Origin of the sequence: Cupriavidus sp. H19C3, assembly GCF_049393815.1 — a bacterium.
In the GTDB taxonomy this organism is placed as follows: Bacteria; Pseudomonadota; Gammaproteobacteria; order Burkholderiales; family Burkholderiaceae; genus Cupriavidus.
This window is the reverse complement of sequence record NZ_CP184986.1, coordinates 1,312,400-1,325,311: the sequence shown is the minus strand read 5'-3', so window position 1 is coordinate 1,325,311 and position 12,912 is coordinate 1,312,400. Positions and strand designations below refer to the sequence as shown.

The following is a 12,912-nucleotide window of genomic DNA, read 5'->3' as shown; positions in this document are numbered from 1 at the left end:
AGTGGCCCGGCAGCGCGCCTTTCAGCGCTTGCCGTCGAGAAAGTCGACGATGGCCGCGTTGAAGGCCTGGGGATCCTGGATAAAGGCAAAGTGGCTGGTATTCGGCAGGATCAGCATGCGCGCATGCGGGATGGTGCGCGCGATGTACTCGGTATGCTCGCGCCGGATGCCTTCGTCATGGTCGCCGTCCATCACCAGCACCGGCGAGCGGATCGACCTGAGTTGGGCGTCGGACCAGTTCGGCTCGCTTTCCCACATCTTGCCGATCTGCGTCAGAAAGCCCTCGTAGTCGTCCGGTGTCGGCGACAGCTTCCGGTATTCCGCGCCTGCCCGCTTCATGAATGCGGCGAAGTTGGGGTTCTTGTCGAAATCGGGGATAAGGCCGTCGGTTCTGGTATTGACGCCGAACGCCACGATCTTCCCCACGCGTCGCGGATGCCGGATGGCGATATCGAGCGCCTGGATCGCGCCATCGCTCCAGCCGACGATATCGGCCTGCGGAATCCCGAGCTGGTCCATCAGCGCAATCACGTCGTCGGCCATCAGGTCGTAGCCATAGGGTGTGGTGTCGCGCGAGCTGCGGCCATGCCCGCGCGAGTCCACCACGATGACGCGATGCCGGGCGCGCAGCGCCTGCACCTGGTTCATCAGATAGTCGGAGTTGGCGAGCCCGCCGTGCAACAGGATCACGGGCCGGCCCTGGCCGACTTCCGCGTGGTAAAGCCTGATGCCGCGCAGGTCGGCGTGGCCGGCCCGTGCCCATTGCACCGGGGCAGGGGTAGGTGGCAGCGTCTGCCAGCGCTCGACGGCCATGGCGGCCGGGGCAGCGACATGGCTGGCGACCATCAGCACCACGGCGGCCAGCAGTGACTTCATTGCCTGTGGAATGCGATACCTTGTCATGATCGAGTCCTTCGTGAGCGAAAAACGAGTGGCGCGCCGTTACTCCATGACTCCATTGCGCCATGCCAGCACAGGACTCTAGGGCATCGCCCGGGACCGCGTTTTACTGAGAGCGTAAAACCAGCACGAAAGCACTTTAGCGCACGTGACCGGCGTGTTCCGGATCATGCGTCGGAGCGGGCGGATGGCCTGCGGCGGCCAGCAGCCGTGCCTCGATGTAGATACGGCTGACCGACGGATAGCGGTCACGAATACGCCGTTCCACGCGTTCGACGGTGTGAGCGATGTCGTGTCCGCTGGCGCCGCTGCGAAACTGCACGTCGAGCGTCACCAGCACGTCCTCGGGGCCAAGGTGCATGGTAAGTGGCCGCTCGGCGCGCTCCACGCCTGGGTCGTCGTGGGCCAGGGCCAGGATGCCGTGCGCCATGTCGCGATTGACGCTTTCGCCAACCAGGAGGCTGCGGCTTTCCAGCACCAGCACGGTGGCCACGCCGGCCAGCACCAGGCCGATGGCAAGCGAGGCCGCGCCATCCAGCACCGGCATGTTCCAGCGGTGGCTCGCGTACACGCCGGCAGCCGCGATCACGAGCCCGGCCAGTGCGGCGGCGTCTTCGGCCAGTACGGTGACGATGGTCGGATCCTTGCTGGCGCGCAGGGCCGTCCACAGCGGCACGCCGCTCGTCTCGCGGCGAAACTGGCGCAGGGCGATGGCGAAGCTGGCGCCCTCGAACACCGCGGCACATGCAAGCACGACATAGTTCCAGTGCGCATCGCGCAGCGGCTCGGGATGCATCATATGGAGCACGCCTTCATAGGCCGAAATGCCACCCCCTACGCCAAAGATCAGTACCGCCACGAGCAGGCTCCAGAAGTACAGTTCCTTGCCATAGCCGAACGGATGTCCGGGGTCGGGCGCGCGGCGACTGCGCGACAGGCCCACCAGCAGCAGGACCTCGTTGCCGGTATCGACCGTCGAGTGGATGGCCTCGGAAATCATCGCCGAACTGCCGGTGATGCCGGCGACGACGAACTTCGTCACGGCGATGGCGCAGTTGGCCGCGATGGCGCCATAAATCGCGAGGGGTGACTCCGACGACTGACGCGAACGCGCCGGCATGGCCGGCGCTGGCCCTGTCACCGGCCCTGTAGCTGCTGCTGTTGCCGGCGAGGGGGCCGGTGACGATGTGGGCGGCGCCGGCGCGTTGGCACTGCGGTCTCCGCTCATGATCCGCCTGCGCGCGGCAGGGCATAAGCGATGACCGCATCGCCGCTGCGCGTACGCAACCCGCCGTGACCGCCCGCGCAGATCACCACATACTGCCGCCCGTCCTGCCCGAGGTAGGTCATGGGGGTGGCCTGACCGCCCGCGGGCAGGCGCGCCTTCCACAATTCCTTGCCGGTGGTCACGTCGAACGCCCGCAGGTAATCATCGGCGGTCGCGCCGATGAAGATCAGACCGCCACCCGTGACGATATTGCCGCCGATATTGAAGATGCCGGTGGGCAGCGGCACATTGGTATGCGTGCCGAAGATATTCATGTCGCGCGTGGTGCCGATGGGACGCTCCCAGACGATGCGACGCTCGCGCAGGTCGACTGCCACCAGCTTGCCCCAGGGCGGTGGATTGCACGGTGCCTGCAGCAGGCCAAGCCATGGCTTGACGATCACCGCGTAAGGCGTGCCGTGCTGGGGCCCGACGGAGAAGTCGCGTGGCTTGGGGTAGGGAGCGCGGCTGCCCCAGCCGGCCCACGGTTTCATCAGACCCTGCCGGATGGCCTCTTGCGCGCGCATGGCCTTTACCGTGAAGGGGATGTAGCTCGTATTGGCGATCAGCAGTTGCCGGGCAGGATCGAGCGATGCGCCCTGCCAGTCCACCACGCCATCGAAGGCCGGATAGGCAATGGTGGTACCGAGCATGGGCGGGGTGTAGTCGCCGTGGTAGGTGGCGCGGCGGAACTGGATGCGGCACCACAACTGGTCGACGGGAGTGGCGCCCCACGTGTGACGGGCGTCGAGTTTCGCCGGCGACAACGACGGCATGCCCACGGAATATGGCTGGGTGGCGGCCAGGTGGTCGCCTGGCAGCGCCGGGTCGGTGGGGACCGGGCGCTCCTCCACAGGCGCGAGCGGCTTGCCGGTGCGTCGATCCAGCAGATAGAGCTGGCCCGTCTTGGTGGTTTGCACCAGCGCGGGCACGATCTTGCCGTCGCGCGCGCGCAGGTCCACCAGCGTGGGGCCGATCGGCAGGTCGAAGTCCCACACGTCGTGATGTACCGTCTGGAAGTGCCAGCGTTCCTTGCCGGTCTCGAGATCGAGCGCCACCAGCGCGCTCGAGTATGCCTCGTCGAACGGTCGCCGCAAGCCGCCGAAGTAGTCGGGCGTGGCATTGCCGAGCGGTACATAGACCAGGCCGAGCGCGGGATCGGCGGTGTAGGTGCCCCATCCGTTGGGCGTGCCACGCGTGTACGTTTCGCCCGGCGCCAGCGGGGCCGTGGGGTCCGTGCGACCCAGGTCCCATGCCCAGGCCAGCGCGCCGCTCACGGGGTCGTAGGCACGCACTACGCCGGAAGGCTCGCCGGTAGCCTGGTTGTCGTAGACCCAGCCACCGAGCACGATCCGGTTGCCGGCAACCAGCGGTTGCGAGGTGATGAAGTGGAAGCCGGGCGGCACCGGCCCCATCTGGTCGGTCAGGCTGACAAAACCGTGGTTGCCAAAGCTTGCGCAGGGGCGACCGGTATCGGCGTCGAGCGCAAACAGGCGCGCGTCGGCCGAGGTGCCGATAATGCGCCGCGGGCACGGTTGTCCCGGTGGCGCGGTGAAATAGGCGACCCCGCGGCAGGCCAGGTACTCATTGGCGGAGGTGTTGCCCTGCGGATCGAAGCGCCATAGTTGCTTGCCGGTGGTCGCATCGAGCGCGATGACGTGACGGTGGGGGGTGCACAGGTATAGCCGGTTGTCCACCTGGATGGGCGTGGCCTCGAAGTTGAACTCGCGTCCGGCGCTGGTCTCCTTCGCTGTCGGCAGGTCGCCGGTGTCGTAGCGCCATGCCGGTTTCAGGTCGCCGACGTTGGCCGGCGTAATCTGTGCGAGCGGTGCATAGCGCTCGCCCGCGAGGGTGCGGCCATAGTGGCGCCATTGCGTCGCCGGCCCCGCCTCGGCCGGGGTTGAGACCATCGACGCGGCGGGAGCGGGAGCGGGATTGTGCTGCACGAACCGGAGCTCGGAAGCATGCCAGCCTGCCCACAAGATGCCCGCGATCGCACCGCTGTAGAGGAGAGCGGTGGCGATCGAGAACGCCGCGGCCTGACGGCCCCGGACCAGCGGCCGTACGATCCATGGCATGGCACACCACAGGCCCAGCAGCGCCAGCGCAAACAGGCGCGGCAACAGTTGCCAGCCGTCCAGCCCGACCTCATGGACCGACCACGCGACGGTGCCGACAAAGGTCAGCAGATAGAGCAGCAGGGCGGCCGCATGGCAGCGCACCATCAGTGCGCCCGAGATGGCAAGGGCAATGCCGGCCAGCAGGTAGTACCACGTGCCACCCAGGAATGCGAGCCATGCGCCCAGGCCCAGCAGGAGCAGGCCAAGCAGAACGATCAGCGCGCCCGTGATCGACGGTAGCCAGGAGATGCGTCGCGACATCGGAGTCCAGGAGTGGGGAGGGACTATCGGTCGATGCAATCCCCGTTCCCGTGCATCGACTGTCGTGGCAAGCGTCTGCCTGTATCACTTCCCATACGTTTGCCACGCTCCTATGCTGCGGATTGCGGGACCTGCCTGCAGCACCCACCTGCAGCACCCGCCTGCATCTCGCCGGTGAGCGCGGAGCGGCGCACAACCGCATGCCGCAGGGCATGCGCGCGACTGTAAATTCTTCACCCGTTGGTGCAAATGACAGCCCTTCCCGGGGCGCGGCAGCGCCACCGCCCCACGCGCGCCGCCGTGTGGCATGCACGCAGAGATCGGGGAAGCGGGCCGTGGCGGATGCGGGCGCGGCCGATCGGTCGTGACTGGCATTGCCCTTGCGTCAAGCGCGGCAATAGCCGCCACACCTGCCGTCGGTTCGTCTTCCCACGCAGATGAGGATTCGGCGCAACCTCGCATTGCCCCCGATGGCGCCGGAGTTGTCCCTGACATGGCCCAGGCATTCAGTCGATCCGCGGTGCTTGTCCTGAAGTTGGTGGCGCTCGCACTGGTGATCGCGGTCATCGCCGCGGTGGTGTTGTGGCGTTGGGCCATCGCTCCCGCCGTGGCGCCCCTGGAACCGGCCATGCAACCCATTCCGTTCAGCCACAAGCATCACGTCTCCGATGACGGCATCGACTGCCGCTACTGCCATACCACGGTGGAGACTTCATCGTTTGCCGGCATGCCTTCGACGTCGATCTGTCTGTCCTGTCATTCCCAGCTTTATCGCGACGCGCCGGCGCTGGCGCCGCTGCATGCCAGCGCCCGCGAGAATCGGCCCATCGCATGGACCCGCGTGCACGACCTGCCCGACTTCGTGTACTTCGACCACAGCATTCACGTCAACAAGGGCGTGGGCTGCGTGGAATGTCACGGCCGCGTCGATCGCATGCCCCTGACATGGCGCGTGGCTCCGCTCGATATGGACTGGTGCATTGCCTGCCATCGCGATCCCACGCGGCATATCCGTCCGCTGACGGAGGTGTTCTCGATGGAAGCCACGCGTAAGCTGTCGCAGGACGAGATCCAGTTGCTGCAGCGGCTTTACCATCTGCAGGACAGCCGCCGGCTGACCGACTGCTCGACCTGTCACCGCTGATGCCGCAACGTCCGACCATTCCCGTCGTGCCGATACTGGCGGACGATTTGCCCGCCAGCATGCAGCGGCGCCGCTTCCTGCAACGCATGGCGGCGTCGATGGCGTTGGCCGGCGCGGGTTGCAGCGGACCGCCTCCCGAGTCGATCCTGCCCTATGTGCGCATGCCCGAGACGATGGTGCCGGGCGAGCCGCGCTACTACGCCACCGCACTGACGCGGCGTGGGCTGGCGCTGGGGGTGCTGGTGGAAAGCGAGTCGGGACGTCCGATCAAGGTCGAGGGCAACACGCTACATCCGGCAAGCCTCGGCGCGACCGATACGTTCGCGCAAGCCGCCGTGCTGCAACTGTGGGACCCCGAGCGTTCGGCCATGCCGCGCCGCATGGGCGTGCCGGCGAGCTGGGACGCCTTCCGCGGCGAGCTTGCGCAGCGTCGGCTGGCATGGCAAGACGACGAGGGTGCCGGTCTGCGGATCCTCACGGGCCCGCTTGCCTCGCCGACGCTGCACGCACAGGTGCGGGCGCTGTTGCGGCAGTATCCGCGCGCACGCTGGCATTGCTACGATCCGCTCGACGATGGTGGCACGGCGCGTGCCGCCACGCTGGCCTTCGGTCGGCCGCTCGACGTGGTGCCGCGCGTGGCACGTGCCGCCACCATCGTGTCGTGCGACGCGGACCTGATCGGTGACTGGCCCGGCAGCGTGCGCCATGCACGCGATTTTATGCACGAGCGGCGCGCGAGCGCACCGCGCTTCGAGCGGCGGCTCTATGCGCTCGAGGCCAGCCCGTCGCTGACCGGTGCGGTGGCGGACAATCGTGTGGCGCTGGCACCGTACGACATCGAACGGCTGCTCTGGCGTCTGGCGCGCCGGCTCGGCGTGGCGGGAGTGCCGGCCGACGTGCCCGCGCCGACCGTGGCGCAGGCCGTGCGCTGGGAAGCGGTACTGGCCGACCGGCTGGCGGCCACTCGCGGCGCGTCGCTGCTCGCGGCGGGCGGCAGCCTGTCCGCCCCCACGCGCGCGCTGGTGCACCGGATCAATGCCGAACTCGGCAATTTCGGCGCTACGCTCGACGCCATCGCGCCGGTCCGTGCCGGTATGCAAGAGGAGGCCGGCAGTCTGACGGCGCTGGTCGAGGCGATGCACGCGGGGGCGGTCCACACCCTCCTGATGATCGATTGCAATCCGGTCTACGACGGCGGCGGCGCGATCGATGTTGCACGGGGGCTGGAGCAGGTGCCGTTCACGGTGCACCATGGCCTGTATTGCGACGAAACAGCGCAGGCTTGCCGCTGGCATCTGCCGTTGGCCCATGCGCTGGAGCAATGGAGCGATGCGCGCGCCTACGATGGCACCGCGGCCATCGTGCAGCCCCTGGTCAGGCCGCTATACGGCGGACGCTCCGCGCATGCACTGCTCGCGATGGTGGCTGGCGAGGATGACCGGGACGAGCGGGAGCGTGTGCGGGCGAGCTGGCGCCAGCGGCGCGGCACGCGGGATTTCGAGGCGTGGTGGAGCGAGGTGCTGCAGCGCGGCCTGATCGAGGCAAGCGCCGCGCCGGCGGTCGATCCGGGCCCGGTGGCGTTGCCGGCGCCGCCCGCTTTTGCGGCGCCGCCGCTGGTGGCATGCTTTACCGCCGACGCCGCCGCGGATGTGGGCCAGTTCGCCAACAATGCCTGGCTGCAGGAATTGCCACGTCCCCTGACCGGCATGACCTGGGACAATGCCGCGCTGATCGGGGCCGGCACTGCACGGGCGTTGGGTGTCCGTACGGGCGACATGCTGCGCCTTGCGACAGCGGGCACGGCGCGCACGGTGGAAGCGCCCGTGTGGGTCATGACGCGGCACGCCGACGGTGTGATTACGCTCCCGCTTGGCTACGGCCGCCGCGCGGCAGGTCGCGTCGGCAACGGCGTGGGATTCGACGCCTATCCCCTGAAGACGGTCGACGCCGCGCCCCCGCTGCGGGCGGCGCGGGTAAGCGGCCAGCATGCCTTTGCCGTGATCCAGCACGAGACCGACATGGCGAGCCGGCCGCTGGTGAGAGCAGCCACGGCGGAGACGTTTCGCCGGCATCCGGCCTTTGCCACGGCGGAGAAGCGGGCCCGGACGCCGGAGACGTCGCTTTATCCGCCGTGGCCGCAGGCGAAGGAAGGCGGACACCGCTGGGGCATGGCTATCGACCTGAACGCGTGCATCGGGTGTCATGCCTGCACCGTGGCGTGCCAGGCTGAAAACAATATCCCGGTCGTTGGCAAGGAAGAGGTCGCGCGTGGCCGCGCCATGCACTGGCTGCGCGTGGACCGTTACGAAAGCGGCGTGCCGCTCGCCAAGGAGGACGGTACCGCCGCGCGCGCGGTCTTCCAGCCGGTGCCCTGCATGCACTGCGAGACCGCGCCGTGCGAGGCAGTCTGTCCGGTGGGTGCCACCGTGCACGACAGCGATGGCCTGAATGTGCAGGTGTACAACCGGTGCGTCGGCACCCGCTTCTGCTCCAACAACTGCCCGTACAAGGTCAGGCGGTTCAATTTCCTCTCCTATACCGACACGCCGCTGGACCGTCCGCCGCCAGCGCAGAACCCGGAAGTGACGGTGCGCCGCGGTGGCGTGATGGAGAAGTGCACCTACTGCGTCCAGCGCATCACGCGCGCCCGCATCGCGGCGGAGAAGGATGGCAGGCCGCTGCGCGACGGGGCGGTGGTGACCGCATGCGAGGCCGTCTGTCCGACCGGTGCCATCGTGTTCGGCGATCTCAACGATGCGGGCAGCCGGGTTGCACGCGCCAAGGCATCACCGCTGGACTACGCCATGCTGGCCGAGCTCAATACCCGCCCGCGTACGACGTATGCCGCGCTGGTACTCAATCCCGACGCGGCGCTGCGCATGGGTGAGGGCACGGACGACGAGCCTGCGGAAGGTCCTGTTGCGGGTGGGGGGAGCGACGCCACCGGCGAGCCGGGAGGCGGACATGGCTGACGCGCCGCGCCAGGCCCCGCTGTCACGCGATACCGCCATACTGCGCGCGGGCTGGGGATATGCGAGCGTCTCCGACAAGATCGCCGGCCTCGTACTGGAGCGGCCGCTACGCTGGCCATGGCTTGCGGCGTTTGCTTTTACCTTCGCGGGCACGCTGGGATTCTTCGCCGCCATCGCATGGTTGTTTGCGCATGGCGTCGGCATCTGGGGCGTGAACATGCCCGTGGCATGGGGCTTTGCCATCGGCAACTTCGTGTGGTGGATCGGCATCGGCCACGCCGGCACGTTCATCTCGGCCTTCCTGCTGTTGCTGCGGCAACGCTGGCGGACATCGATCAACCGCTTCGCGGAGGCCATGACGCTGTTTGCGGCCGGCATCGCGGGCCTGTTTCCGATCCTGCACCTGGGACGCCCCTGGTTCTTCTACTGGCTGGTACCGTACCCCGATGCGATGGGCCTGTGGCCGCAATGGCGCTCGCCGCTGGTATGGGACATCTTTGCCATCAGCACCTACCTGATCGTGTCCCTGCTGTTCTGGTATGTCGGGCTCATTCCCGACCTGGCCACCCTGCGCGACCGCGCGTGCCTGCATGGCCAGCGTTTTGCGCGTCATGCCTATGGCCTGCTGGCGTTAGGCTGGCGCGGCGAGGCGCGCCATTGGGCGCGCTACGAGAGCGCCTACCTGCTGCTGGCGGGACTGGCGACGCCGCTGGTGATATCGGTACATTCGATCGTCTCGCTCGATTTTGCCGTGGGCAACACGCCCGGCTATCACTCCACCATCTTTCCGCCGTACTTCGTGGCTGGGGCGTTGTTCTCGGGCTTTGCCATGGTGGTGACGCTGGCGATCCCGCTGCGGCGCGCGTTCGGCCTGCACGACTTCATCACGGACCGCCATCTCGCCAATGCCGCCAAGGTCATGCTCGCCACCAGCCTGATCGTGGCCTATGGCTACGCCGCCGAGATCTTCACGGCGTTCTACAGTGGCGACGAATACGAGGTGTTCATGACGGTCAACCGGTGGTCGGGACCGTATGCGCCGCTCTACTGGGCGATGATGACGTGCAACGTGCTGGTGCCGCAGGCGTTGTGGTGGCGAGCGGTCCGCCACAGCCCGCGGGTGCTCTTTGCGATCTGCCTGGTGGTCAATGTCGGCATGTGGATGGAGCGGTTCCTGATCGTCGTGAGCAGCCTGCATCGCGACTTTACGCCTTCCGCCTGGGGCATGTTCTATCCGACCGCGTGGGACTGGGTCTTCCTGTTCGGCTCCATCGCGCTGTTTGTCTGGTTGTTTCTTCTGTTCGTGCGTTTCCTGCCGGTGATCTCCATGGCGGAGATGCGCGAGCTGGTGCACGACAGCGCCGGGAAAAAGGCATGAGCGCGCCGACCGCCTCCTACGGCATGCTGGCCGAGTTCGCCACCGCCGATGCGCTGCTGGCCGCCGCGCGGCGTGCGCGGCAGGCCGGCTTTGGGCGCATCGAGGCCTACGCGCCTTACCCGGTGGAGGGCCTGGCCGAAGCGGTCGGCATGACCGGCGAGCGCATGCCGCTGCTGGCGGGCCTCGGCGCCATCGTGGGCGCTGCCGGCGGCTATCTGCTGCAATGGTATTCGGCAAGCATCGACTATCCGCTCAATGTCGGCGGGCGGCCGCTGCACAGTTGGCCCGCGTTTATCCCCGCCACGTTCGAGCTGGCCATTCTTGGCGCGGCGGTGGCGACGGTGGTCGGCATGCTGGTGGCCAACGGGCTGCCGCGGCTGCGGCATCCCGTGTTCGATGCGCCTGACTTCGAGCAGGCCACGCGGCATCGGTTTTTCCTGTGCGTGCGCGCGGCGCCCGATGCCGACGAAGCGGAAGCCATCCGCCGGTTCCTGTCGAACCTGGCACCGCTGACGCTGTGCGAGGTACGGTCGTGAGCGCGCATGTCGTCCCGGCGGGTTCACGGGCATGGCCATGGCCGGCGGGCGCGTTGCTCACGCTGTGCATCGTGATCCTGTGCGGATGCGAGCAGGCCAGGCAGGACATGTACGACCAGCCGCGGTACAAGGCGTTTACACGCGGCGAGGTATTTGCCGACGGCAATTCGGCCCAGACGCCGCCGGATGGCACCGAGCCGCGTGCGAGCGGACCCTTTGCCGGCACCTCCAGCGGCCGCCTTGGCGCCGACGAGGTGGCGCGGGCCCGTGTGGCGGCGCGGGCGGATGCGGATCCGGAGCCGCTGACGCTGGCGCGGCTGGCGCGTGGGCGCGAACGGTACCAGATCTATTGCATGCCCTGCCATAGCCCTGTCGGCGATGGCGACGGGCTGGTGGTGCGGCGCGGATTTCCGCAGCCGCCGTCATTCCATATCGAGCGGCTGCGACAGGCCCCGGATCGCCAGTTGTTCGACGTGATCACCGACGGGCATGGTGTGATGCCCTCCTATGCGGGGCAAGTGAGACCCGACGACCGGTGGGCCATCGTCGCGTATCTGCGCGCGCTGCAGTTGAGCCAGCATGTCGTGGCGGGCGAGTTGCCGCCGCGCGCATTGCGGCAGCTGGACACGCAGCCGGGGGAGGGGCCATGACCACGGCCGGGATGGCGCGCGGCGCGGTGGTGCTCGCGCTCCTGCTGGGGGCGGGGCTGGCGGCGGCATGGACGGGCCAGACGCAGGTGCTGGGCGCATGGCTCGCGGCGTGGTGGTTTGCGCTGGGCCTGAGCCTGGGCGCGCTGGTCAATGTGTGGGTGCACAGCCTGACCGGCGGGCGCTGGGGCGAAGCGATCCGGCCTGATGCGCTGCGGCTGGGTGCAGCCGTATGGCCGCTGGCGGTGCTGTTCGTGCCGGTGCTGGCGGGGATGAACGCGCTCTACCCCTGGGCGTCGGACGCGGCGCGCGGGTCAGCGCGATGGGCGGGAGAGCTGGCGTCGCACAGCACCGGATTCAAGAGTCTCTGGCTGACGCCGTGGTGTTTCGTGCTGCGCGGCGTGATGTATCTCGCGCTCTGGTCGCTGCTGGCGCGGCTGACCATGTTGCCGGCCTGTACGCGGTCGCCACGCTTTGCGGCGGTGGCGCTGATCGTTTATGGCGTATCGGTGAGCCTGGCGGCTGTGGACTGGCTGATGTCGCTGATGCCCCTGTGGTATTCGAGCGTGTTCGGCCTGCTGGCCGCGTGCAGCCAGGCGATGTCGGGCCTGGCTGCCGCCGTTGTGCTGTGCGCCCGTCGCGCGGGCGCGGGCGAGGCACAGCGTCTTGGCGATCTGGGCAACCTGCTGCTGATGTACCTGATGACATGGGCGTATCTCTCGTTTACGCAGTACCTCATCATCTGGGGTGCCAATCTGCCACACGAGATTTCCTGGTATGTGGTGCGCCGCGATGGCGGCTGGCTTCCGCTGGCCTGGGCACTGGCGGTGCTTCAGTTTGCGCTGCCGCTGGTGGTGCTCTTGTTCCGCCGTGCCAAGCGCGCGCCGCGCGTGCTGGCGGGCGTTGCAGGTGTGCTGTTGCTGGCCCAACTGCTGGCCGCGTGGTGGTTGGTACTACCGTCGGTGCCGGCTGCGCCGTTGGCATGGTGGTGGTTGGCGCCCGTGGTCGCGCTTGTCTTTGCGGCGGCGGCGCGTACGGCCGTGCCGCGCGGGTGGGCGATGCCAGTGGCGCGGGGCACCGGTAGTGGAGGGCAGCATGACTGAACGTGCCGAGACAGCTGCCGGGCGGGGGGCCAGGGCTGCCGGCGGACCTGCCGGCGGGCACGTCGACAAACGCATCGACAAACACCCCGAGCGGGGCGTGGCTGGCACCGCCCCCCGGCCCACCACCGCCTTGCCCGCGCGTCCCGTGGCGGTGGCGGTGGGCGTGCTGCTCGGCGGCATGGCGCTGGCGCTGACGATGTCACTGCTGGCGTGGCGCTGGCTGGGGGAGCTCCACCAGGCGCCACCCGATGACCGCCTGGTGGCAGGCGCGCGGCGGCAGGAGGTGGCGGACCGGCAAGCCGGCAGCGCCGTGTCGGCGCCGCCGCTGCACGCCACCGGGCCGCGGCTGGAATCCGCGCCGATTGAAAGCCGGCGCGCCTACGTTGCCGAGAAGCAGCGCCAGCTCGAGAGTGCTGGCTGGGTGGATCGCGCACGCGGCATTGCGCATATTCCGATCGGGCAGGCGATGGCGCTGCTCGCCGCGCGGCACGCGCCGGACGCGCGGCTGCCGTCGCAATCCCTGCCACAGGCGCAGCCGCAGCCGCAACCGCAGCCGCAACCGCAACCCTCTGCCAGGCCATGAG

The 12,912-nt window shown here is 68.4% G+C and carries 10 protein-coding genes; 7 read left to right on the top strand and 3 right to left on the bottom strand.

The window, feature by feature from the left end; genetic code table 11:
- Positions 1-21: 21 nt before the first annotated feature.
- The 3 genes from DFLDMN_RS25515 to DFLDMN_RS25505 form a co-directional block, all read right to left on the bottom strand.
- The gene (locus DFLDMN_RS25515; protein ID WP_423198541.1) at positions 22-903 is read right to left on the bottom strand and encodes an alpha/beta fold hydrolase; all 882 of its coding nucleotides are present in this window, start codon (positions 901-903) and stop codon (positions 22-24) included.
- A gap of 136 nt (positions 904-1,039) precedes the next feature.
- Complete coding sequence (locus tag DFLDMN_RS25510; RefSeq protein ID WP_423198540.1) at positions 1,040-2,020, bottom strand: cation diffusion facilitator family transporter; 981 nt, start codon at positions 2,018-2,020, stop codon at positions 1,040-1,042.
- 104 nt (positions 2,021-2,124) lie between these two features.
- Entirely contained in the window at positions 2,125-4,548 is a 2,424-nt protein-coding gene (locus DFLDMN_RS25505; RefSeq protein ID WP_423198539.1) for a membrane-bound PQQ-dependent dehydrogenase, glucose/quinate/shikimate family, read from the bottom strand.
- A gap of 493 nt (positions 4,549-5,041) precedes the next feature.
- On the opposite strand from DFLDMN_RS25505, the gene DFLDMN_RS25500 reads away from it, so the two are divergent.
- Genes DFLDMN_RS25500 through DFLDMN_RS25470 form a run of 7 tightly spaced genes read left to right on the top strand, consistent with a single transcriptional unit; the run spans position 5,042 to position 12,911 of the window.
- Positions 5,042-5,692 carry a cytochrome c3 family protein gene (locus DFLDMN_RS25500; RefSeq protein WP_423198538.1) on the top strand — a complete coding sequence of 217 codons (651 nt, stop codon included), beginning with the start codon at positions 5,042-5,044 and terminating at the stop codon, positions 5,690-5,692.
- The gene (locus DFLDMN_RS25495; protein ID WP_423198537.1) at positions 5,692-8,664 is read left to right on the top strand and encodes a 4Fe-4S dicluster domain-containing protein; all 2,973 of its coding nucleotides are present in this window, start codon (positions 5,692-5,694) and stop codon (positions 8,662-8,664) included. Before DFLDMN_RS25500 ends, DFLDMN_RS25495 begins: the two co-directional genes overlap by 1 nt.
- Positions 8,657-10,042 (top strand): NrfD/PsrC family molybdoenzyme membrane anchor subunit, encoded by a 1,386-nt coding sequence (gene nrfD / locus DFLDMN_RS25490; RefSeq protein WP_423198536.1) that lies wholly within the window; start codon positions 8,657-8,659, stop codon positions 10,040-10,042. Before DFLDMN_RS25495 ends, nrfD begins: the two co-directional genes overlap by 8 nt.
- The gene (locus DFLDMN_RS25485) at positions 10,039-10,578 is read left to right on the top strand and encodes a DUF3341 domain-containing protein (protein ID WP_423198535.1); all 540 of its coding nucleotides are present in this window, start codon (positions 10,039-10,041) and stop codon (positions 10,576-10,578) included. Before nrfD ends, DFLDMN_RS25485 begins: the two co-directional genes overlap by 4 nt.
- Positions 10,575-11,228: a c-type cytochrome gene (locus DFLDMN_RS25480; protein ID WP_423198534.1), complete on the top strand. Its 654-nt coding sequence runs from the start codon at positions 10,575-10,577 to the stop codon at positions 11,226-11,228. The genes DFLDMN_RS25485 and DFLDMN_RS25480 overlap by 4 nt, the downstream gene beginning before the upstream one ends.
- A complete protein-coding gene (locus tag DFLDMN_RS25475) occupies positions 11,225-12,328 on the top strand; it encodes a hypothetical protein (protein ID WP_423198533.1) in 1,104 nt (367 codons plus the stop codon). Before DFLDMN_RS25480 ends, DFLDMN_RS25475 begins: the two co-directional genes overlap by 4 nt.
- Positions 12,321-12,911: a hypothetical protein gene (locus DFLDMN_RS25470; RefSeq protein WP_423198532.1), complete on the top strand. Its 591-nt coding sequence runs from the start codon at positions 12,321-12,323 to the stop codon at positions 12,909-12,911. Before DFLDMN_RS25475 ends, DFLDMN_RS25470 begins: the two co-directional genes overlap by 8 nt.
- Position 12,912 lies beyond the last annotated feature (1 nt).